At 66.1% G+C, this 21,221-nt stretch carries 20 protein-coding genes; 3 read left to right on the top strand and 17 right to left on the bottom strand.

Annotation, left to right across the window (positions count from 1 at the left end):
- Both V3328_RS07855 and upp read right to left on the bottom strand, forming a co-directional pair.
- On the bottom strand, window positions 1-1,362 hold the full coding sequence (locus tag V3328_RS07855) for an aminotransferase family protein (protein WP_340329084.1): 1,362 nt from the start codon (window positions 1,360-1,362) through the stop codon (window positions 1-3).
- A gap of 95 nt (window positions 1,363-1,457) precedes the next feature.
- Window positions 1,458-2,087 (bottom strand): uracil phosphoribosyltransferase, encoded by a 630-nt coding sequence (upp, locus tag V3328_RS07860; protein ID WP_340329085.1) that lies wholly within the window; start codon window positions 2,085-2,087, stop codon window positions 1,458-1,460.
- Between the two features lie 311 nt (window positions 2,088-2,398).
- Between upp and V3328_RS07865 the strand changes: the two genes are divergently transcribed.
- Complete coding sequence (locus tag V3328_RS07865; protein ID WP_340329086.1) at window positions 2,399-2,812, top strand: hypothetical protein; 414 nt, start codon at window positions 2,399-2,401, stop codon at window positions 2,810-2,812.
- Window positions 2,813-2,870: 58 nt separating this feature from the next.
- Here V3328_RS07865 and V3328_RS07870 read toward each other — a convergent pair whose 3' ends face one another.
- From V3328_RS07870 to V3328_RS07915, 10 genes are all read right to left on the bottom strand, one after another.
- A complete protein-coding gene (locus V3328_RS07870) occupies window positions 2,871-3,860 on the bottom strand; it encodes an ABC transporter substrate-binding protein (protein ID WP_340329087.1) in 990 nt (329 codons plus the stop codon).
- Window positions 3,861-3,899: 39 nt separating this feature from the next.
- Window positions 3,900-4,985, bottom strand: a complete 1,086-nt coding sequence (locus V3328_RS07875; RefSeq protein ID WP_378758936.1) for an ABC transporter permease — start codon at window positions 4,983-4,985, stop codon at window positions 3,900-3,902.
- A 199-nt stretch (window positions 4,986-5,184) separates the two neighbouring features.
- On the bottom strand, window positions 5,185-6,087 hold the full coding sequence (locus V3328_RS07880) for an ABC transporter permease (protein WP_340329089.1): 903 nt from the start codon (window positions 6,085-6,087) through the stop codon (window positions 5,185-5,187).
- A gap of 2 nt (window positions 6,088-6,089) precedes the next feature.
- On the bottom strand, window positions 6,090-6,425 hold the full coding sequence (locus V3328_RS07885; RefSeq protein WP_340329090.1) for a hypothetical protein: 336 nt from the start codon (window positions 6,423-6,425) through the stop codon (window positions 6,090-6,092).
- Window positions 6,426-6,449: 24 nt separating this feature from the next.
- The gene (locus V3328_RS07890; RefSeq protein WP_340329091.1) at window positions 6,450-7,235 is read right to left on the bottom strand and encodes an ABC transporter ATP-binding protein; all 786 of its coding nucleotides are present in this window, start codon (window positions 7,233-7,235) and stop codon (window positions 6,450-6,452) included.
- Entirely contained in the window at window positions 7,232-8,644 is a 1,413-nt protein-coding gene (locus V3328_RS07895) for a pyridoxal phosphate-dependent decarboxylase family protein (RefSeq protein ID WP_340329092.1), read from the bottom strand. Before V3328_RS07895 ends, V3328_RS07890 begins: the two co-directional genes overlap by 4 nt.
- A gap of 2 nt (window positions 8,645-8,646) precedes the next feature.
- Window positions 8,647-10,101 (bottom strand): dihydropyrimidinase, encoded by a 1,455-nt coding sequence (gene hydA / locus V3328_RS07900; protein WP_340329093.1) that lies wholly within the window; start codon window positions 10,099-10,101, stop codon window positions 8,647-8,649.
- A gap of 173 nt (window positions 10,102-10,274) precedes the next feature.
- On the bottom strand, window positions 10,275-10,562 hold the full coding sequence (locus tag V3328_RS07905; protein ID WP_340329094.1) for a GIY-YIG nuclease family protein: 288 nt from the start codon (window positions 10,560-10,562) through the stop codon (window positions 10,275-10,277).
- A gap of 141 nt (window positions 10,563-10,703) precedes the next feature.
- A complete protein-coding gene (locus V3328_RS07910) occupies window positions 10,704-11,960 on the bottom strand; it encodes a Zn-dependent hydrolase (protein ID WP_340329095.1) in 1,257 nt (418 codons plus the stop codon).
- Window positions 11,961-12,257: 297 nt separating this feature from the next.
- Window positions 12,258-13,754: a CoA-acylating methylmalonate-semialdehyde dehydrogenase gene (locus V3328_RS07915; RefSeq protein ID WP_340329096.1), complete on the bottom strand. Its 1,497-nt coding sequence runs from the start codon at window positions 13,752-13,754 to the stop codon at window positions 12,258-12,260.
- A 304-nt stretch (window positions 13,755-14,058) separates the two neighbouring features.
- On the opposite strand from V3328_RS07915, the gene V3328_RS07920 reads away from it, so the two are divergent.
- Both V3328_RS07920 and V3328_RS07925 read left to right on the top strand, forming a co-directional pair.
- Window positions 14,059-14,736, top strand: coding sequence for a TetR/AcrR family transcriptional regulator (locus tag V3328_RS07920; protein WP_340329097.1), 678 nt, complete (start codon window positions 14,059-14,061; stop codon window positions 14,734-14,736).
- 114 nt (window positions 14,737-14,850) lie between these two features.
- Window positions 14,851-15,504, top strand: a complete 654-nt coding sequence (locus V3328_RS07925) for a TetR family transcriptional regulator C-terminal domain-containing protein (RefSeq protein WP_340329098.1) — start codon at window positions 14,851-14,853, stop codon at window positions 15,502-15,504.
- A gap of 1 nt (window position 15,505) precedes the next feature.
- Here V3328_RS07925 and V3328_RS07930 read toward each other — a convergent pair whose 3' ends face one another.
- The 5 genes from V3328_RS07930 to V3328_RS07950 form a co-directional block, all read right to left on the bottom strand.
- Entirely contained in the window at window positions 15,506-16,111 is a 606-nt protein-coding gene (locus tag V3328_RS07930) for a glutathione S-transferase family protein (protein WP_340329099.1), read from the bottom strand.
- A 75-nt stretch (window positions 16,112-16,186) separates the two neighbouring features.
- The gene (gene preA, locus V3328_RS07935) at window positions 16,187-17,494 is read right to left on the bottom strand and encodes an NAD-dependent dihydropyrimidine dehydrogenase subunit PreA (RefSeq protein WP_340329100.1); all 1,308 of its coding nucleotides are present in this window, start codon (window positions 17,492-17,494) and stop codon (window positions 16,187-16,189) included.
- Window positions 17,495-17,498: 4 nt separating this feature from the next.
- Window positions 17,499-18,341 (bottom strand): class I SAM-dependent methyltransferase, encoded by an 843-nt coding sequence (locus V3328_RS07940; RefSeq protein ID WP_340329101.1) that lies wholly within the window; start codon window positions 18,339-18,341, stop codon window positions 17,499-17,501.
- Window positions 18,338-19,717, bottom strand: coding sequence for an NAD(P)-dependent oxidoreductase (locus V3328_RS07945; RefSeq protein ID WP_340329102.1), 1,380 nt, complete (start codon window positions 19,715-19,717; stop codon window positions 18,338-18,340). Before V3328_RS07945 ends, V3328_RS07940 begins: the two co-directional genes overlap by 4 nt.
- Before the next feature lie 201 nt (window positions 19,718-19,918).
- Window positions 19,919-21,217, bottom strand: coding sequence for an amidohydrolase family protein (locus V3328_RS07950; RefSeq protein WP_340329103.1), 1,299 nt, complete (start codon window positions 21,215-21,217; stop codon window positions 19,919-19,921).
- Window positions 21,218-21,221: the final 4 nt, after the last annotated feature.

Here is a 21,221-nt window from a genome sequence, read left to right on the forward strand (position 1 = left end):
TTAACCATTGCCCTTGGACAGCCCGAGTTCGCCGGCCAGTGCGTCGAGGGACGCGGTCAGCTTTTCCATGATCTCCGCAACATGGTCACGGTCGGCGATCAAGGGAGGACACACCAGGAAGTGGTCGCCTGCCCGGCCGCCCCGGGTTCGCCGCGAATAGATGATCAGCCCGCGCTCGTAGGCCTGCTCGACGAGACGGACGTAGGCGTCGTATGCAACCGGCAGCGGCTCCATTGTCTCGCGGTCCGACACCAGCTCGAAGGCGAGCAGCAGCCCCTTGCCGCGCACGTCGCCGACGAACGGATACCGCGCCATCAGTCCCCGCAGCTCGGTTTTCAGCAATGCGCCGATCCGCGTCGCATTTCCCATAAGGTCGCGCTCGAGCGTCTCCTCGACGACCGCCAGCCCCGCCGCGCAGGCCAGCGGATTGCCGGCATAGGTGTAGCCGTGAATGAAGCCCCCCGCATCGAGGACCGGTTCGACAAGCCGCCGATCGGCGATCAGCGCCCCGAGCGGGGAGTATCCAGCCGCAAATCCCTTGGAAACGACGACGATGTCCGGCCGGATGCCCCAGTGCTCGGCTGCCAAGAACCTGCCCGTTCGCCCGGCTCCGCTCATGACTTCGTCGTAGATCAGCAGGATGCCGAATTCGTCGCAGATCTCCCGTATGCGGGCGTAGTATGGATCGGGCGCCACCAACGCGCCCGTCGAGGCGCCGCCGACAGGCTCCATGATGAAGCCCAGCACGGTCTCGGGCCCCTGCCTGAGGATCTCCGTCCGGAGCATCTCGGCGTAGCGCAGACCGCGTTCGTCCGGCGTCAGCTCGTCGCGGTCGAGGTAGCAGGTCGGAGCAGGAATGCGAGGCATCTCGCGCAGCATCGGCGAGAACGGCGCCGTCATCAGCGCCATTCCGGTAACCGCCAGCGCGCCCAGCGTCGAGCCGTGATAGGAGGGATAGCGCGAGATGACCTTCCAGCGACTGGCCTGGCCGGACGCCACGGCCCATTGCCGGGCGAGCTTCAGGGCGCTTTCCACGGCCTCCGAGCCGCCTGAGACGAAGAATACGCGATCGAGCCCCTTCGGCATCAGCGAGGCCACCAGGCTCGCCAGTTTCTCCGCCGGCTCGTTCTCGAAATGCAGGCGGTAGCCGAAGGTCGCCTTGTCCATCTGCTCGCGCATCGCCGCCAGCACGCGCGGGTTGGAATGGCCAATATTGGAGACCATCGCCCCTGACGAGCCGTCGAGATATCGCTTGCCGTCGCGGTCCCACAGGTAGACGCCCTCTGCCCGGTCGAGCACCGGACGGCGCGCGCGTGACTGGTAGAACAGATTGGAAGGCGGCGGGCCGGCGGGCGTATCCATGGAGGCATATTCCCGGGCCACGGACAGAAGGCAAATAGATAAAGGGAATGGCCGATATTGGCCGAACGGATGCTGGTTTCCGGATTTCGCTGGGGCTATTTGGTGCCGAACATGCGGTCCCCGGCGTCGCCCAGTCCCGGCACGATATAGCCGTGTTCGTTCAGGCGGTCGTCGATCGCCGCGGTGAAGATCGGCACGTCGGGATGACGCAGCTTGAGCGCCTCGATTCCTTCGGGCGCCGCCAGCAGGCAGAGCAGGCGCAGATTGTTGGCGCCCTTCTCCTTCAGCAGGTCTATCGCCTTGGACACGGAATTGCCGGTGGCCAGCATCGGATCGACGACGATGACCAGCCGGTCGGCGATGTCTTCGGGCGCCTTGAAATAATACTGGACCGGCTGCAGCGTATCGGGATCGCGGTAGAGACCGATATGGGCGATACGGGCGGACGGCACCAGTTCGATCAGCCCCTCGATCATGCCCTCGCCGGCGCGCAGCACCGAGGCGAAGACCATCTTCTTGCCCATCAGCGTCGGCGCGTCCATCTCGGCCAGCGGCGTCTCGATACGTTCCGTCGTCATGGGGAGGTCCCGCGTGACTTCATAGCCCAGGAACAGCGCCACCTCCTTGATCAACCGCCTGAACCCCGCGGTGGATCGGGTCTTGTCCCTGAGGCGCGACAACTTGTGCTGGACGAGCGGATGATCGACGACGGTGACGTGGGCCATTGGTCCTTCCGGGGTGAGCGGCATCGGCTGATGCCTTCTATGCCCCAAGTGGCGACGCTCTTCACCCCGCTAATCGCAGTTATGCCCGGTTTAGACAGGTGTCTCGATACATTCAACCTTGGCGATTCGCTGCGGCACGGCTTCGGCGGCTTGCGTTCGCCCGGTCCGTGAATTCGCACCCATGCGCCCGGTTGCTCCGGCGGTCTCGGCGTTCCTGTCGCCGGACCGCTGCGCGCGTGCAGGGTCCAAATGCAGCCATCATCCGGTGCGAGATCAAGAGTGGCGTGCGAGGACAACCACGGGGGCCGACGTTGAGACTCACGCGGATCGGCGGGATTGCGGGACTTGCGACCATGCTGGCGCTCGCCTGCACCGCGACGCAGGCGCAGGAGTGCTGCGACCAGGAAAGCCCGTTCCGGCCGGGCGAGGGGTGGGCGGAAACACCTGCCACCTGCGAGACGATCGGTCACTGGGCGCAGAACGCTCCGCAAACGAACGTGCGCATCAGCCTGGCGATCGACGGCAAGCTGTCCGAAGTCCATTGGGACGGCGCGCTGGCCTACCTGATCATGTGCGAACCCGAACAGGTCCAGGTGATGTGCGTGACGTATGACACCAATGGTCTGGAGCCTGGCGAGACCGTGTCCTTCGGCGGCGGATACAGTCAGATCGGACCGACCCACATCGTTCTCGATCCGTGTCTCGCGAGCCGCAGCCCGGGATGATGGCCAAACGAACGAGGGGGCCCAGGGCCCCCTCGCCGGCGTCACAGATGCGACTGAGTCACATCGATTTTGCCTTGTCGGTCACCTCGTGCGACCACGCCCCTTCGGGCTCCTTGGTGATGACCGGATCCGAACCGCCGCCGAGAAGGATCTCGACGGTGCGTTCGTAGTCGGCGGGATCGAGCGTACCGTTCGAGCCTTCGGTCAGCTTGTTGATCTCCCCCATCATCCGCTTCTGGTGCTTTTCGGTCTGCGCACCGGTGGCGTCGTTGTCGAGGACGATCTCGGCCGCCTCGTCGGGATGCTCGCGCGCATATTCCCAGCCCTTCATCGAAGCCTTGACGAAGCGCGCCATCTTGTCGACGAAGGCCGGATCATCGAGGTTCTCCTCGAGAACGTAGAGCCCGTCCTCCATCGTCGATGCACCCTGGTCCTCATACTTGAAGACCAGCAGTTCCTCCGGCTTGATGCCCGCATCGATCACCTGCCAATACTCGTTGTAGGTCATCGTGGAGATGCAGTCGGCCTGCTTCTGAAGCAACGGGTCGACGTTGAAGCCCTGCTTCAGAACGGTCACCCCGTCCGGCCCGCCCTCGGTCGGGATACCGAGATGCGACATCCAAGACAGGAACGGATATTCGTTACCGAAGAACCAGACGCCGAGCGTCCGGCCCTTGAAGTCTTCCGGCTTGGTTATGCCGGTCTCCTTGAGGCAGGTCAGCATCATGCCCGACTTCTTGAACGGCTGGGCAATGTTGACCAGCGGCACGCCCTTCTCGCGCGACGCGAGCGCGGACGGCATCCAGTCGACGATGACGTCGGCACCGCCGCCGGCGATCACCTGCGGCGGTGCGATGTCCGGGCCGCCCGGCTTGATCTCCACGTCGAGATCGACCTCGTCGTAGAAGCCCTTGTCCTTGGCAACGTAGTAGCCGGCGAACTGGGCCTGCGTCACCCATTTGAGCTGCAGCACGACCTCGTCCTTGGCGAGCGCGGGCGCGCTCGTCAGCGCCAGCGCCGTGATGGTGGCAGTCAGTAGCTTTTTCATTCCACTCCTCCGGATTGGGCTCCGACGAACCGTTTGACGTCAGCGGTACGACGGATGCCAGAACGTGAAGGTCCGCTCCACGAGCGCGACCAGGGCATAGAAGACCGAGCCGGCGAGCGCCGCGACGGCGATTTCGGCCCAGACCATGTCGATGTTCATGCGGCCGACTTCGGTCGAGATGCGGAAGCCCATGCCGACGATGGGCGTTCCGAAGAACTCCGCAACGATGGCGCCGATCAGCGCCAGCGTCGAATTGATCTTCAAGGCCGTGAAGATGAAAGGCATGGCGGCCGGCAAGCGCAGCTTGAACAGATCCTGCCAGTAGTCCGCCGCGTAGGTACGCATCAGGTCGCGCTCAAGCGCGCCTGCCGCGGCAAGCCCTGCCACCGTGTTCACGAGCATCGGGAAGAACGTCATCACCACGACGACGGCGGCCTTGGACGGCCAGTCGAAGCCGAACCACATGACCATTATCGGGGCAATGCCGACGATCGGCAGCGCCGAGACCAGATTGCCGATCGGCAGGAGGCCCTTGCGCAGGAACGGTACCCGGTCGACGAGGATCGCCACGACGAAGCCCGACCCGCAGCCGAGCACGTAGCCGATCAGAACCGCCTTCAGGAACGTCTGCCGGAAGTCCGCCCACAGCGTCGGGATGGAGGCGGCCAACCGCGCGCCGATCTGCCCGGGCGCGGGCAGCAGCACCTGCGGCACAGCGAAGCCGCGCACCACCAGTTCCCAGAGGATCAGTATCCAGATGCCGAACAGGAGCGGGACGACAACGCCGAGCAGGCGGCGCCACGCGATGTCGCGCGGCTCCAGAGCCGACAACGCGTCGACCAGCCGCCAGGCCGTCAGCCAGCCCGCGACGACAAGGCACCAGAAGCCGAGTCCCGACGACCCCGAGATGGCGGCTACCCGGGATACGAGAATCCACGCAGCGAAGTGGGCGGCGATCGCGGTGGCCGGGATGACGAAGGCCTGCCGCCACCAGCACAGCACGGCGCAGACGAGGATTGCCGCGGCCACTGCCGCCAGCTCCGGCATTTCCGCAACGCGGACCCCCTCGCCGCTCGCCGGCAGAAAGAGCGCGACGAAAGCGAGCGGCCCGGACACGGCAAGCAGCGGCGAGACGCGGCGGGCAATGTCGCTGTTCAAGAACCACCTCCCGCGCCTGGTCCCAACCTCACCGGCGTCGTCCCGCAAATTGCGAAGCAACTAACCGGGACTTGCGAGCCCCCGCGCTCTACATGGTTCTCCGATCCCGGCTCGCGCTGCGCTTGGCCGGGATGACGAAAGAGAGGTTGGCGGCGACCGGCAAGCATCATCTCGCCATCCCCATCGAGCGCAGCACCTGCCGGTTGATCAGGCCGACGATGCCGACAAGGATCGCGGCCATGATTGCCGCAGCGATCAGCGCCGACCAGATCTGCACCGTCTGGCCGTAGTAGGAGCCGGCCAGCAGCCGCGCCCCCAGCCCCGCCACTGCGCCGGTCGGCAGCTCGCCGACGATCGCACCGACCAGCGAGATGGCGATGGCGATCTTCATGGACGCGAACAGGAACGGGACCGACGACGGCCACCGCACTTTCCAGAATACCTGGGTCTTGCTGGCGTTGTAGGTGCGCATCAGGTCGAGGTGGATGGGATCCGGCGACCTCAACCCCTTCACCACGCCGACCGTGACCGGAAAGAAGCTCAGGAACGCCGAGATCAGCGCCTTTGGAAGAAGGCCGGTGATGCCGACGGCGTTCAGCACCACGATGACCATCGGCGCGACCGCCAGGATCGGGATCGTCTGCGAGGCGATGATCCATGGCATCAGCGATTTGGACATCGTCCGGCTGTGAACGATGACCACTGCCAGGACGATGCCGAGCAACGTCCCGATGGCGAAGCCGAGCAGCGTCGAGGAAAGCGTGATCCAGCCGTGGTAGATCAGGCTGCGCTTGGAAGTGGGCGGGAGCTGGAAGACCGTCTTGTTGATCTCGGCGGCAACCTGGTGCGGCGCCGGCAGAACCGGGCGCTCCTGGTTGAGCGTGGCCGAAACAAGCTGGCCGGTCGTGTAGTCCTGACCGGCCCGTCGGTAGGTGTCGCGCTGGAACGGGGCATTCAGGAAGACGGCCGCGACATACCAGACGGCGACGATCGCCAGGATGACGACCAGCACGGGCACGGCATTGCCGAGCGCAGAGTCGCCGGATGCGCGCGCCCCCTTTCCCGTCATCGTCAGCTCCGGCCCCGCATCGGAAACAGCATCAGCCCCATTGATATGACGCCAAGTGCGACGCCGGCGATCTGCACCGCGGACATGCGTTCGCCGAATATGGCGAAGGCTATGACGTTGATGAGCAGGAGCTGGACGATCGCGGACGCCGAGATGGCGAGCCCGAGGCCGCCCTCGCGCATCAGGTTGACCATCATCAGGTTGCCCGCCGTGTAGAGGGCGAGCGACAGCACCAGCACCGCCACATTGTTGCTGGTGACATAGGCGCGCGAGGCAGTGGCCGCGCTCAGGAACGCGACCATCGACGCGAGAAGCCAAAGCAGGAACACCGGTTTCATCGAGATCCAGTCCTCTTGCGAACCCTAATCCTCATAGGAGTGCCCGGCCCTGAGGCCCTCGCGGACGCGATGGGCGATCTCCAGGAATTCGGGCGTCTCTCGGATGTCGAGATCACGCCGGCGGGGCAGCGTCGACGCAATCACGTCGTGAACGCGGCCAGGCCGGGGCGACATCACCACGATGCGCGTCGACAGGAATACCGCTTCCGGGATGGAGTGGGTCACGAAGACCACGGTCTTCCGGGTCTTGTCCCACAGCTGCAGCAACTGCTCGTTCAGGTGGTCGCGGACGATCTCGTCGAGGGCGCCGAACGGCTCGTCCATCAGCAGCAGGTCGGGATCGAAGGACAGCGCCCTTGCGATCGAGGCGCGCTGCTGCATGCCGCCCGAGAGCTGCCAGGGAAACTTGCCCTCGAAACCGGTCAGGTTGACGAGTTCGAGGTTCTTGCGGATCCGCTCCTTCTGCTCGGCGCGGGGGATTCCCATGATCTCCAGCGGCAGGGCGACGTTGCGGGCGATCGAGCGCCAGGGGTAGAGCCCTGCGGCCTGGAACACGTAGCCGTAGGCGCGGCTGCGCCGGGCCTCGTCGGGGCTGACACCGTTCACCGTGATGGAGCCGCCGGTCGGCTGCTCGAGATCGGCGATGACCCGCAGCAGCGTGGTCTTGCCGCAGCCGGACGGCCCGATCAGGGAGACGAACTCGCCGCGCTCGATGTCGAGGTCGATGCCCGACAGCGCCTGGACCGGACCGTCGGCGGTCTCGAAGGTGAGGTCGAGGTTTCTGGCGGAGACGACGGTCGGTGCGCTCATCTCGCCCCCTGCGTCTCGCGCCAGGCCGCGATGACCGCCGCGGCCGTCCGGTCGCCATCTTCCAGCCGGGCGGATCCCGCCGAAACGGAGATCCGCATGATTTCGCGGCCGCGCCAGTTTCCCGCGGTCGGATAGGCGACGCCGCCGGCCTGCACGGCGGCAAGCGTGCGCCTGGTCAGGTCATCCGCCTCCGCCCCGGCCGCCTCGCCGCAGGCAACGGCAACCTGGTTCAGCACGACGTCGTTGAGCACCGCGAGGCCCGGCTCCGCGGAAAGCCTCTCGGCGATCCGGCGCGCGACCGCGCAATTGCGCTCGATCATCTCGGCGACCCCCTCGCGCCCCAGGTGCTTCAGGATCGCCCAGACCGGCAGGCCGCGCGCGCGGCGCGACAGCTCGGGAGCCAGATCGCAGGGATTGCGCCGCTCCACCTGCGGCAGATAGGCGGCCGTGCTGCCGAGCGCCCGGCGCATCGCCGCGCCGTTGCGCGAGATCGCCACGCCGCAATCGTACGGTGCCTGCAGCCACTTGTGTGCATCGGCCGCCCAGCTGTCGGCGTCGGCCATGCCCGCCGTCAGGTCCCGCAGCGACGGCGCCGCAGCCGCCCACAGGCCGAACGCGCCGTCGACATGGATCCAGGCGCCGGCCTCGCGCGCAGGACCGATCAGCTCGCCGAACGGGTCAAACGCGCCGCTGTTGACGTTGCCGGCCTGCAAGATGACGATGGTCGGACCCCCGACGCCCGCAAGCACGTCCCTCAGAGCGTCCGGTCGCATCCGGCCCTGGTCGTCGGAGGCGGCGACATGAACCCGTTGCGATCCGAAGCCCAGATAGCGCAGGGTCAGGAAGATCGATGAGTGGGCCTCGCCGCCCACGACGACGTGGACATCCGGCGCCCCGAACAGGCCCTTCGCCTCCACGTCCCATCCCGCTGCGTCGAGCACATGCGTCCGCGCGGCGGCAAGCGCCGCGAAATTCGCCATTGTCGCACCGGTCGCGAACCCGACCTGCGACCCGGCCGGCAGTGCGAGCATGTCCACGATCCAGTCGGCGGCGACCTCCTCGGCCGCACACGAGGCCGGAGCAATATCGGCGAAACTCGCGACCTGCCCCCATGCGGAAGCCAGCCAGTCCGCTGCAACGCCGACGGGATGGGAGGCCCCGATCACCCAGCCGTGGAAATTCGGACTGACCGTTCCGAGCAATCCGCCCTCGGCGCGGCGTACCAGGTCGGTGACCACCTCCGGCGCGTGCATCCCCGTTTCCGGGAACGGCTCGCGGAACTGCTCGAGGACCGCGGCATAGGTCTTCGACGCGGCGACCGGCCGATCCGGGGCGGCCCTGCGGTATTCCCCGGCGAAGCGTGCCGCGGTCTCGAGCGCGTCGGCTTCCGATTGCGATAATCCTCCCAAGACTAGACCCCGCTCGCCGGTATCCCGGCGCGCTCCACTTTGCGCGGCGCCGTGATCTCCTTCCATTGCGACAGCGCCCTGTTGACCGCCTGGAAAGGCGCGCGGGCGACGAACTCGCCGTGGCCCTCGCGGGTCTTTACCTCGCCGTCGACGATGGACACGAGGCCCCGTGTCAGAACGTAGCGCGGAAGGCCCTTCACGTGCTTGCCCTCGAAGACGTTGTAGTCGATCGCCGACTGCTGGGTCTGCGCCGTGATGGTCCTTTCCCTGGCGGGATCCCAGACGACGATATCGGCATCGGACCCGACCAGGATCGCACCTTTCCGCGGATACATGTTGAGGATCTTTGCGATGTTCGTGGACGTCACGGCGACGAACTCGTTCACGGTCAGGCGGCCGGTATTGACCCCGCAGGTCCACAGCATCGGCATCCGGTCCTCCAGCCCGCCGGTGCCGTTGGGGATCCTGGTGAAGTCGCCGACGCCGGTGCGCTTCTGCTCGGTGGTGAAGGCGCAGTGGTCGGTCGCCACCACCTGCAGGGACCCCGCCTGGAGCCCGGCCCACAGGCTGTCCTGGTGCTTCCTGTTGCGGAACGGCGGCGACATCACCCGGCGCGCGGCATGGTCCCAGTCGGGGTTGGCATACTCGCTCTCGTCCAGGGTGAGATGCTGGATCAGCGGCTCGCCGTAGCAGCGGATGCCGTTCTGGCGAGCCCGGCGGATCGCCTCGTGCGCCTGCTCGCAGCTGGTATGGACGATGTAGACGGGAACCCCCGCCATGTCGGCGATCATGATGGCGCGGTTGGTCGCCTCGCCTTCCACCTCGGCCGGCCGCGAATAGGCGTGGGCCTCCGGCCCATCGTTGCCCTCGGCCAGCAGCTTCGCCTGCAGCTGGGCGACGACGTCACCGTTCTCGGCATGGACCAGCGGCAGCGCGCCGAGCTCGGCGCAGCGCTGGAACGACGCAAACATCTCGTCGTCGTCGACCATCAGCGCGCCCTTGTAGGCCATGAAGTGCTTGAAGGTGTTGATGCCCTTATCGCGCACGACCGTCTCCATCTCGTTGAAGACCTGCTCGCCCCACCAGGTGATGGCCATGTGGTAGGAATAGTCGCAGTTCGCCCGGCCCGACTTGTTGTGCCACATGGAGAGCGCATCGAGCAGCGACTGGTTCGGCGAGGGCAGCGCGAAGTCGACCACCATGGTGGTGCCGCCGGCCAGCGCGGCGCGGGTGCCGCTCTCGAAGTCGTCGGTCGAGTAGGTGCCCATGAAGGGCATCTCCAGGTGGGTGTGCGGATCGATGCCGCCCGGCATGACGTAGCAGCCGGTGGCGTCCAGCGTCTCGCCGCCGCCGAGGTTCGGGCCGATCTCGGCGATCTTTCCGTCCTCGATCAGGATGTCGGCCTGGCAGGTCAGATCGGCCGTGACGATCGTTCCGCCCTTGATGGCTGTGGACATGGTTCACTCCCTTTCGAGACTATTCAGGGTGTCCAACTTCCCCTCCGTCATCCCGGAAACCGCGTATGCGGTTATCCGGGATCGGGGAGCCACAGAGAGTGCGGGGGCTCTCCGATCCCGGCGCTGCGCTTCGCTTGGCCGGGATGACGATGGATGGGTTTGAGTGAATTTGTTCAGAGATTCAGATCTGCGTACAGATCGCGCCACTCCGGATTGAGCTTCTCGATCAACTCGAACTTCCAAGCGCGTTTCCACCGCTTGAGCTGCTTCTCGCGGACAATGGCGTCCGGCATCGTGGCGTGCTGCTCTACATATACCAGCGTCTTCACGCCGTACTTGTCCGTGAATCCCGGCACCAATCCCTCGCGATGCTCGTAAATCCGACGCGACAAATCGCTCGTCACTCCGACGTAGAGCGTTTCGTACGGGCGGGACGCCATGATGTAGACCCACGCTGCCATGACACGCTCGCCTTTTCCCCTCCATCGTCATCCCGGAAACCGCGAATGCGGTTATCCGGGATCGGAGAGCCACCGCGCCCTCGGTGACTCTCCGATCCCGGCTCAAGGCCGGGATGACGACGGAAAGGGTTGTGCTCAACCTCACTCCACGATCTCCGCCGTCTCGACCACCGCGTGGAACAGCACGTTCGCTCCCGCCGAGGCCCACTCCCGAGAGATCTCCTCCGCCTCGTTGTGCGACAGGCCGTCGACGCAGGGGCACATGACCATGGCGGTGGGAGCGACGCGGTTGATCCAGCAGGCGTCGTGGCCGGCGCCGGAGACGATGTCGCGGTGCGAATAGCCGAGGCGTTCCGCGGCGTTGCGCACCGCCGTGACGCAGCCTTCGTCGAAGGTCACCGGATCGAAATGGCCGGCGACCTGGATGTCGACACCGAGGCCGAGTTCGTGGGCGATCTTCGGCGCCTCCGCCTCGAACCGCGCCTTCATGGCGTCGAGGATCTCCTGTTCGGGCGAGCGGAAGTCGACGGTGAAGACAACCTTGCCCGGAATGACGTTGCGCGAGTTCGGATGGAAGTCGCAATGGCCGATCGCGCCGACGGCGCTCGGCTGGTGGCTCATGGCGATCTCGTGGACGAGCTCGGTCATCCGCGCCGCGCCGAGGCCGGCGTTGCGGCGCATCGGCATCGGCGTGGAGCCGGTATGGCTGTCCTTGCCGGTCACCGTGACCTCCAGCCACCACAGGCCCTGGCCGTGGGTGACGACGCCGATGTCCTTGCCCTCCGCCTCGAGGATCGGCCCCTGCTCGATGTGGAGTTCAAAGAAGGCCTTCATCTTGTCCTTGCGCGATCCGACCGGCTCCTCGCCCAGCCAGCCGATGCGCTTCAGCTCGTCGCCGAAGGTCTTGCCCTTGGCGTCCTCGCGCGCGTAGGCCCAGTCCTGCTCGTGCATGCCGGCGAAGACCCCGGAGGCCAGCATCGCGGGGGCAAAGCGGGTGCCCTCCTCGTTCGTCCAGTTGGTGACGACGATCGGATGCTTCGTCTTCAGCCCGAGATCGTTGAGGGTGCGGGCGATCTCCAGCGCGCCGAGCACGCCGAGCACGCCGTCGTACTTGCCGCCGGTCGGCTGGGTGTCGAGGTGGCTGCCGACATAGACGGGGGCGGCGTCGGGATCGGTGCCCGGCCGCGTCATGAACATCGTGCCCATCGTGTCGACGGCCATGGTGAGGCCTGCGTCCTCGCACCAGCGCTGGAACAGCCTGCGGCCCTCGCCGTCCTCGTCGGTCAGGGTCTGGCGATTGTTGCCGCCGGCGACGCCGGGACCGATCTTCGCCATCTCCATGAGGCTGTCCCACAGCCGGTCGCCGTTGATGCGAAGGTTGTCCGCCGGTGCGCTCATGTCATGCCTTTCGTATTGCTGACGGCAATCGCGGTGCCGCAGGCCAAAAACGCTCGCCTGCGGCTCGCGCCCCCTCCCTGACCCTCCCCCGCGAGGGGGGAGGGAGCCATGCTGCATCCGTTCCCGGAGGGGCGATACGCCAGTTCCACCAGATCTATGCGGGGGGACAGGCGGCAGTTCGCGCCCCCTCCCCCCTTGTGGGGGAGGGTCGGGGTGGGGGCGCGCCGGCGAACACCGGCGCGTTGCAGCCTGTCGTCGCGATCGAGAGCCCCGGTCCGACGTTCCATCCCTCTCCCCTCAATTCATCGTCGGGAACGTGTACACGGCGCCGTCCTTGATGCCGCCGGGCCAGCGCGTGGTGACGGTCTTCAGCCGAGTGTAGAACCGTACGCCCTCCGGCCCATAGATCGAATGGTCGCCGAACAGCGAGCGCTTCCAGCCGCCGAAGGAATGGTAGGCGACCGGCACCGGGATCGGCACGTTGACGCCGACCATGCCGACCTCGATGGAGTCGGCGAAGGTGCGGGCCGCGTCGCCGTCGCGGGTGAATATCGCGGTGCCGTTGCCGTATTCGTGGGCGTTGACCAGATCGACGGCCTCGCCGAACGAGCCGGCGCGCACGACCGACAGGACCGGGCCGAAGATCTCCTCCCTGTAGATCGTCATTTCCGGCGTCACGCGGTCGAACAGCGAGCCCCCGACGAAGTAGCCGTTTTCGTAACCCTGCAGCCTGAAGCCGCGGCCGTCGACGGCGAGCTCGGCGCCCTCCGCGAGGCCGGCGTCGATGTAGCCGAGCACCTTCTTCAGGTGCTGCTCGGTGACGAGCGGGCCCATCTCGGCGTCCGGATCGGTGGACGGGCCGATCTTCAGGCCACGCACCTTCGGGATCAACGTCTCGACCAGCCTGTTTGCCGTCTCCTCGCCGACCGGAACGGCGACGGAGACCGCCATGCAGCGCTCGCCGGCCGAGCCGTATCCTGCTCCCATCAATGCGTCCGCCGCCTTGTCGATGTCGGCGTCCGGCATGACGATCATGTGGTTCTTGGCGCCACCCAGCGCCTGGACGCGCTTGCCCGCCGCCGTTCCGCGCGAGTAGACGTACTCGGCGATCGGTGTCGAGCCGACGAAACTCACCGCCTTGATGTCCGGATGATCGAGTATGGCGTCCACGGCTTCCTTGTCCCCGTGCACGATATTGAGGACGCCGTCCGGGAACCCGGCCTCTCGAAACAGGTCGTAGACGACCATCGGCGCGGACGGATCGCGCTCCGACGGCTTCAGCACGAACGTGTTGCCGCAGGCGATCGCCACCGGATACATCCACATCGGCACCATCGCCGGAAAGTTGAACGGCGTGATGCCGGCGACGACCCCGAGCGGCTGGCGATCGGAGAACGAGTCGATCTCCGGGCCGACGTTGCGGGAATACTCCCCCTTGAGAAGGTGCGGGATGCCGCAGGCGAACTCCACCACCTCGATGCCGCGGGCAACCTCGCCCATGGCGTCGTCATGGGTCTTGCCGTGCTCGCGGGAGATCGACCGGGCGATGTCGGCGGCGTGCCGGTCGAGCAGTTCCTTGAACCTGAACATCAGACGCGCCCGCTTCAGCGGCGGGGTGGCTCCCCACCCGGGGGCAGCCCGCTTCGCGGCGGCGACGGCCGCGTCGACATCGCCGGCCCCGGAAAGCGGCAGTTCGGCGATCTGCTCACCGGTGGCGGGATTGTAGACCGGCGAGACCCGTGCGCTGTGCGACGGCGCCACGGTGCCGCCTATCGCATTGGCAATCCGGTCCATATTCTCCTCCCTTCAGGTTTGGCCGGGGGACGAAAATGCACAGTGACCATGCCGACGCCGGCCGGCAATGATGCGCAGGTGGCGCATCCGCGCCGGGACCGGCGTGCATCGGCCGCAGCACCACAGTGAAAATCCGCGGCCCAAGCCGACAATGCCCCCCTGTTCCCGATCTTCCTGGACGAACCGCGACGGTTTTGTTGTCATTTCCGCCGAAATCTGCCAAAGTTGACTAGTTGGTCAAGTCAAACGCTAAGATTGCTTGACCAGATGGTCAAGACCAAAAATTAAACCGGAATTGCACTGGATGCCCAGGCAGGCGGCACAACCGAAACAGGAACCGGGAAGTATTCGGCGGGAGAACGAGACCGCGATCCTGCGGGCGGCGGAAGAGGTGTTCGCCGAATACGGCTTCAAGGGAGCGACCACGGCGATGATCGCCGAGAGGGCCGGCATTCCCAAGGCGAACCTCCACTACTACTTCCCGACGAAGCTGGCGCTCTACCGCAAGGTCGTCGACGACATCTTCAACATCTGGCTGCAGTCGGCCAACTCGTTCGACGAGAGCGACGACCCGGTCGAGGCGCTGACGCGCTACATCAACGAGAAGATGGATATTTCGCGTGCCCACCCGATGGGGTCGAAGGTGTGGGCCAACGAGATCATCCACAAGGCGCCGGTGATCCAGGACTATCTGGAGACGACGCTGCGAGACTGGACCGATACCCGGGTGGCCGTCATCCGGCGCTGGATCGACGCCGGCAAGATCGCGCCGGTCAATCCGGAATACCTGCTCTACATGATCTGGGCGACGACCCAGCACTACGCCGATTTCAGCCACCAGATCTCGACGCTGAACGACGGCAAGCCGCTGAGCGACGACCAGTTCGAGGAAGCTAAGCGCAACGTTGTCGAGATCGTGTTGCGCGGCATCGGCGCGACCGCCCAGCCGGCGAGCCGGCCGTCGATCCGCTCGCTGGCGTGACCGGCATCCGCCCGCGGGAACGTTTCATGTATAAGACAGCCGACATGAATCGGATTCGGCCGAAGCCGGATGTGCGGGAGGACGCGGCGTGACCAGGATTGCGGAGACGGGCCGGTGAGCGCGACGGCGCAGGACGCTGCCGTAACCGGAAGGCCCAGGAAACAGCGCACGAGGATACAGGCGGTCAATCGCCAGGTCATCCTGGACGCGGCGCTGGAGGTTTTCTCCAAGTACGGATATCGCGGATCGACGATCGACCAGATCGCCGGCAAGGCCGGCATGTCGAAGCCCAACCTGCTCTATTACTTCCGCCGCAAGGAAGACATCTATCGCGCCGTCCTCGAGGGGATCCTCGCCACCTGGCTCGACCCGCTGGAGAAGCTCGACGCGAGCGGCGACCCGGTCGAGGAGATCGCCGGTTACATCCGCCACAAGCTGCAGATGTCGCGCGACATGCCGGAAGCGTCGCGACTGTTCGCCAACGAGATCCTGCACGGCGCCCCGGCGATCGGCGGCTTCCTTCAGGGCCCCCTCAAGCACCTGGTCGACGCGAAGGCGACGGTGATCCGCCACTGGATCGCCGAAGGCCGCCTGGCCAAAGTCGATCCCGTCCATCTGATCTTCATGATCTGGGCGACGACGCAGCACTATGCCGACTTCGCCGTTCAGGTACGCGCCGTCCTCGGCGACAGCGGCGGAGCCGATCCTCTCGCCGGGGCCGACGCGACGATACTGACCGTATTCCTTGAGGGATTGAGGCCGCGATAGATCAGGCCGGCTTCCAGTCTGCTTCAACGGACTCGGCGCGCCTGAATGCCGGCCGGGCCGTGCAGCGGTCGATATAGCTCTCGAAGGCGGGACGCGGCTCGATCATGCCGAACATGCGGACCAGGAAGTTGAGGTCGGCGCCGATCATCACGTCGGCGGCGGAGAAGCGCTCGCCCAGCAGCCACGGCCCGTCCGCCAGCGCCTCGTCGAGAACGTCGACGACCTTCTCGTGGCTGCCCCAGCCCGCGGTCGACACCGCAACCTCTATTTTCGCCACCTTCTGGGTGACTGCCGGCTCCAGGCAGTTCCCGGCAAAGAACAGCCACTGGAAATAGCGGCCGCGCATCGGATCGTTGATGCCGGGCGCAAGGTCGGCCTCGGGATAGCGTTCGGCGAGATAGGCGCAGATGGCGCCGGATTCCGCGACGGCGGTCTCGCCGTCGACCAGCGCGGGCACCTTTTCCATCGGGTTGATGGCGTGGAAAGCCGCCGTGTTCTGCGCGCCTGCGCGGATGTCGACGAGGACGCGCTCGTATTTGGCGTTGCACTCCTCGAGCATCCACAGCGCGCGGAAGGTGCGTGACTGGGGAGCGCCGTACAGCTTCATAGAACCGCCCTTCGTTGCCGGGGAGGACGGAGCCTATAGAGTTACTGTGAACAAATCAAGAACACTATGCCGCGGCTACTCCGCCGCCTCCTTCACCGCGCCGGGATTGTTGGGATGCGTCGTCCAGTTGGCGTAGACCTCCGGGATCGGTTCGCGGGTGCGCGGATCGATGCCATGGATCTGCTTCATGGTGATGCAGTCCTCGACCGGACAGACGTTGACGCAAAGATTGCAGCCGACGCATTCCTCGTCGATCACCTCGAAATGGCGCTTGCCGTTGACCATATGGGTGATCGCCTGGTGCGAGGTGTCCTCGCAGGCGATGTGGCAGCGGCCGCACTTGATGCAGAGGTCCTGGTTGATCACCGCCTTGGTGACGTAGTTCAGGTTGAGGTACTGCCAGTCCGACATCCGCGGTACCGAGCGGCCGGCGAAGTCGTCGATCGAGGCGAACCCCTTCTCGTCCATCCAGTCCGACAGGCCGGAAATCATTTCCTGGACGACCTTGAACCCATAGGTCATCGCCGCCGTGCAGACCTGGAGGTTGGTGGCGCCGAGCGCGATGAACTCGGCGGCGTCGCGCCATGTGGTGATGCCGCCGATGGCCGAGATCGGCAGTCCCGCCGTCTCCGGATCGCGGGCGATCTCGGCGACCATGTTGAGCGCGATCGGCTTGACCGCCGGGCCGCAGTAGCCGCCATGGCTGCCCTTGCCGTCGATCTCGGGGATCGGCGCGAAGTTGTCCAGGTTGACGCCGATGATCGAGTTGAGCGTGTTGATCAGCGACACCGCATCGGCGCCGCCCTGCCTGGCGGCACGGGCGGGGTAGCGGATGTCGGTGATGTTGGGCGTCAGCTTGACGATCACCGGCATGCGGGTGTTCGCCTTGCACCAGCGCGCCACCATCTCGATGTATTCCGGCACCTGGCCGACCGCCGATCCCATCCCGCGCTCGGACATGCCGTGCGGACAGCCGAAGTTGAGCTCGACGCCGTCGGCCTCGGTGTCCTCCACGAGTTTCAGGATGTCGATCCAGTTGCGCTCCTCGCACGGCACCATCAGCGACACGACCAGGGCCCGGTCGGGCCAGTCGCGCTTGACCTTCTTGATCTCCTGAAGGTTCACGTGCAGCGGGCGGTCGGTGATCAACTCGATGTTGTTGAGCCCGAGCAGCCGCCGGTCCGGCCCGTGAACGGCGCCGTAGCGCGGTCCGTTGACGTTGACGATAGGCGGATCCTCGCCGAGCGTCTTCCAGACGACGCCACCCCATCCGGCGCGGAAGGCGCGCACGACGTTGTATTCCTTGTCGGTCGGCGGCGCGGACGCCAGCCAGAACGGATTCGGCGACTTGATGCCGAGGAATTCGCTTTGCAGGTTTGCCATCGGGTCACCCCCGGTTCGCGGATGCTTGGAAGATCATCAGGACCGGGGCGATTACGTCGGCCCGTATTCCCGCGATCATGTTGCTCATCTTGGCTCCGATCGACGGCCCCATCAGGTTGTGCAGGCCGAGCGGCGGCGGCGCGGACTCCGCCGCCTGGGCCCTGATCTTCTCGAAGAACTCAAGCGCGATCGCCTGCCGGCTCTCCTCGCTGACGAGCGTGAAGCCCGCCTCGCCGGCGAGCGCCTTGTAGACATCGGGGCCGGCGAGCGCCGAGATCTTCTGCGTATCCGCCCAGGGCACGGGAAAGGTCAGTTCGCCGTCGCCGATCCGCATCACATCGTAGACGGCGAAGACGCCGTCTGCGCGAAGGACGCGTCGGGCCTCTGCGAAGACCGCTTCCTTGTCGGGGATGTTCATTCCGACGTGCAGCATGGTGGCGAGGTCGAAGGAGGCGGCGTCGAACGGCAACGCCGTAGCGCTGGCGACCTGGAACGACGGATTTGCTCCCATGCCGCACAGTTCGGTCAGTTCGCGCGCGGTGTCGACGAAGGCCGGCGTGAGATCGATACCGGTCACCGGGCACCCGAACCTGGAGGCGATCATGCGCGCCGCCCCGCCGATGCCGGAGCCGATATCGAGCACCCGGGTTCCGGAATCGAGATCAAGCTGGCCGAGCAGGTAGTCGGTCGCCTGGGCACCGCCGATGTGGAACTCGTCGACAGGCTTTAGGACGTCGAGCGGAACCGGAGCGGAGGAGTACCCCATTTCGGCCAGTCCGGTCTTGATCCTGTCGAGGACGTCATAGGCCGAATACAGTTCGGCAACGCCACCTTCGAGCGTGCTCATCTCTGTGCTCCAAGGGTCCCGAGAGCCCGGCTTATCGATTCCGCTGCGACCTTGCCGTCTTCGACGGCCGCGACGGTGAGATCCTCGCCGCCGGCGATGCAGTCGCCGCCGGCCCAGACACCGTCGAGCGAGGTCCGTCGCTCGCCGTCGACCCGGATGCGGCCGCCCTCCAGTACGATCGCCTCGCCGGTCCCGTTCAGCGGCGCCGGCTCGAAGGTCTGGCCGATCGCCTTGAAGACCATGTCGGCGGGCAGGACATAGGTTTCGCCGGTGCCGGCGAGACTGCCGCCGTCGTCGCGGGTACGCTCGAACTCGACGGCGCGGACATGGTTGTCGTTGCCGCCGATGATCCGCACGGGTCTGGCCCAGTGGCGGATCAGCACGCTCCTTGTCTGGGCGAGCTCCTGCTCGTAGGCGCTCGCCTTCATCTGCTCCTGGCCGCGACGATAGACCAGCGTCACGTCCTCGGCGCCGAGCAGCCTGGACTGCACCGCCACGTCGATCGCCGTCATGCCGCCGCCGATCACGACGACGCTGCGGCCGACCGGCAGCGCCGCGAGGTCCTGCGCCTGGCGAAGCCGGGCGATGTAGTCGACCGCATCCACAACGCCCTCGAGGTCCTCCCCCTCGACGCCAAGGCCGTTGACGCCGCCCAGGCCCATGCCGAGAAACACCGCGTCGAAGTCTTTCCGAAGATCGGCCAACGCGAAGCCGCGCCCGAGCACCATGTCGTTCTCGATGGTGATGCCGCCGATCGACAGGACGAAATCGACCTCCCGCTGGGCGAAGCCCCCGACCGTCTTGTAGGACGCGATCCCGTACTCGTTCAGCCCTCCGGGTTTCGGACGGGCGTCGAAGATCACCACGTCATGGCCGTGCACCGCGAGGCGGTGCGCGCAGGCAAGACCGGCAGGTCCGGCGCCGACGACGGCTATGCGCTTCCCCGTCGAGGCCGCACGACGGAACGGTTGGCCAGGCTGCTCGGTCAGCCAGTGATCGGTCGCATAGCGCTGCAGTTCGCCGATCTTGACCGGCTTGCCCTCGCCCTCCATGCGCACGCAGGCTTCCTCGCAGAGCGTCTCGGTCGGACAGACCCGGGCGCACATGCCGCCGAGGATGTTCTGGGAGAAAATGGTCCTGGCGGAGCCGGTCGGGTTGCCAGTCGCGATCTCGCGGATGAAGAGCGGAATGTCTATCGAGGTCGGACATGCGACGGTGCACGGCGCGTCGTAGCAGAAGAAGCAGCGCTCGGCCTCGACGAAAGCCTCGTGCCGGGTCAGAGGCGGATGGAGATCGGAAAAGTTCCTCGTGTAGTCGTCGGCCGTCAGCCGGCCGGCGGCGACGTCGGGTGCGTCGACATGCGGGCTCGATGCCATTCGCGTCCTCCTCCTGTGCGAGCAGCCGGGAGACCTCCCACAGACCCGGACCCGGCGTGCCCGCGTTGGGGGCCGCGGCGGCACGTCTCCGGATCTTCCTGCTGCTCAATCAAAAGCTTGGCACAATTCGCCCCATCGTTCAAAATTTTTTATCAAACGGTCAAATCCTGAATGCCCTCCCCTGGGTGAGCGTGCGACCGGTTACATGCCGGCGTCGCTGGGCGCGTAATCCGCCGGATTGACGACATCCGGTCGGCCGTCCAGGGCGAGTGTGGCCACACGAGCCGGCGTCTGCGCGATCACCTTGCCGCGGCGGATCACGGCGAGGCGCGTCGCCTTCATCCGGATCGCCTCGATCGGGTCGGCCGCCTGCAACAGCACCATGTCGGCATTGCAGCCGGCTTCCAGCCCATAGCCGTCCAGATGCATCACCGACGCACCGCCCTTCGTCACGCGGTCGAAGCACCATCGCATGTCCTCGCGGCTCGTCAGTTGCGCGACGTGCAGGCCCATCGACGCGACTTCCAGCATGTCGCCGTTGCCCAGCGAGTACCAGGGGTCCATCACGCAGTCCTGCCCGAAGGCGATTTCGATTCCCTGCGCGCGCATCTCCGGCACGCGGGTCAGGCCGCGCCGCTTCGGATAGGTATCGTGCCTCCCCTGGATAACGATGTTGATGAGCGGATTTGGCGTCGCCGAGACCCCGGCCTCCGCCATCAGCGGCAACAGCTTGGAGACGTAATAGTTGTCCATCGAATGCATCGAGGTCAGATGCGATCCGTTCACCCTGCCCTGCAGGCCCAGGCGGTGGGTTTCGGAGGCCAGCGCCTCGATGTGCCGCGACATCGGATCGTCGGTCTCGTCGCAGTGCATGTCGACGAGCAGGCCACGCTTTTCCGCGATCTCGCAGAGCGCGGCGACGCTGCGCGCACCGTCGGCCATGGTGCGCTCGAAATGCGGTATGCCGCCCACCACGTCGACACCCATGTCGAGAGCGCGATCCAGGTTCGCCGCGGCGGTTGGCGACCGGTAGTAGCCGTCCTGCGGGAAGGCGACGAGTTGGAGATCGATGTAAGGTGAAACGGTCTTCTTCACGTCCAGCAGCGCCTCGACCGCCAGCAACCGGTCGTCGCAGACGTCGACATGCGTGCGGATTGCCAGCAGCCCCTGGCTGACGGCGAGGTCGCAATAGCGCAGCGCCCGCTCGATCACCGCCTCGTGGGTCAGAAGCGGCTTGAGCTCGCCCCACAGGGCGATGCCCTCCAGCAGCGTGCCGGACTGGTTGAGGCGCGGCATGCCCAGCGACAGCGTCGCATCCATGTGGAAGTGCGGGTCGACGAAGGGCGGCGACACGAGATAGCCACCGGCATCGATTTCCCGCCCGAACTCCCCGGCAATTCCCGTCTCGACGGCGACGATCTTGCCGCCCTCGCAGGCGATGTCCATGACGCTGCGCCCGTCGGGCAGGCTCGCGTTGCGGACGATCAAGTCAAAAGCCATTCCC

The organism is Microbaculum marinum, assembly GCF_037855135.1.
In the GTDB taxonomy this organism is placed as follows: Bacteria; Pseudomonadota; Alphaproteobacteria; order Rhizobiales; family Tepidamorphaceae; genus Microbaculum; species Microbaculum marinum.

What these genes read in the sequence shown, in the direction of transcription:
- V3328_RS07855 (WP_340329084.1), bottom strand. Translation starts at nt 1,362, where the DNA reads ATGGATACGCCCGCCGGCCCGCCGCCTTCCAATCTGTTCTACCAGTCA.
- upp (WP_340329085.1), bottom strand. Translation starts at nt 2,087, where the DNA reads ATGGCCCACGTCACCGTCGTCGATCATCCGCTCGTCCAGCACAAGTTG.
- V3328_RS07870 (WP_340329087.1), bottom strand. Translation starts at nt 3,860, where the DNA reads ATGAAAAAGCTACTGACTGCCACCATCACGGCGCTGGCGCTGACGAGC.
- V3328_RS07880 (WP_340329089.1), bottom strand. Translation starts at nt 6,087, where the DNA reads ATGACGGGAAAGGGGGCGCGCGCATCCGGCGACTCTGCGCTCGGCAAT.
- V3328_RS07885 (WP_340329090.1), bottom strand. Translation starts at nt 6,425, where the DNA reads ATGAAACCGGTGTTCCTGCTTTGGCTTCTCGCGTCGATGGTCGCGTTC.
- V3328_RS07890 (WP_340329091.1), bottom strand. Translation starts at nt 7,235, where the DNA reads ATGAGCGCACCGACCGTCGTCTCCGCCAGAAACCTCGACCTCACCTTC.
- hydA (WP_340329093.1), bottom strand. Translation starts at nt 10,101, where the DNA reads ATGTCCACAGCCATCAAGGGCGGAACGATCGTCACGGCCGATCTGACC.
- V3328_RS07905 (WP_340329094.1), bottom strand. Translation starts at nt 10,562, where the DNA reads ATGGCAGCGTGGGTCTACATCATGGCGTCCCGCCCGTACGAAACGCTC.
- V3328_RS07910 (WP_340329095.1), bottom strand. Translation starts at nt 11,960, where the DNA reads ATGAGCGCACCGGCGGACAACCTTCGCATCAACGGCGACCGGCTGTGG.
- V3328_RS07915 (WP_340329096.1), bottom strand. Translation starts at nt 13,754, where the DNA reads ATGGACCGGATTGCCAATGCGATAGGCGGCACCGTGGCGCCGTCGCAC.
- V3328_RS07920 (WP_340329097.1), top strand. Translation starts at nt 14,059, where the DNA reads ATGCCCAGGCAGGCGGCACAACCGAAACAGGAACCGGGAAGTATTCGG.
- V3328_RS07930 (WP_340329099.1), bottom strand. Translation starts at nt 16,111, where the DNA reads ATGAAGCTGTACGGCGCTCCCCAGTCACGCACCTTCCGCGCGCTGTGG.
- preA (WP_340329100.1), bottom strand. Translation starts at nt 17,494, where the DNA reads ATGGCAAACCTGCAAAGCGAATTCCTCGGCATCAAGTCGCCGAATCCG.
- V3328_RS07940 (WP_340329101.1), bottom strand. Translation starts at nt 18,341, where the DNA reads ATGAGCACGCTCGAAGGTGGCGTTGCCGAACTGTATTCGGCCTATGAC.
- V3328_RS07945 (WP_340329102.1), bottom strand. Translation starts at nt 19,717, where the DNA reads ATGGCATCGAGCCCGCATGTCGACGCACCCGACGTCGCCGCCGGCCGG.
- V3328_RS07950 (WP_340329103.1), bottom strand. Translation starts at nt 21,217, where the DNA reads ATGGCTTTTGACTTGATCGTCCGCAACGCGAGCCTGCCCGACGGGCGC.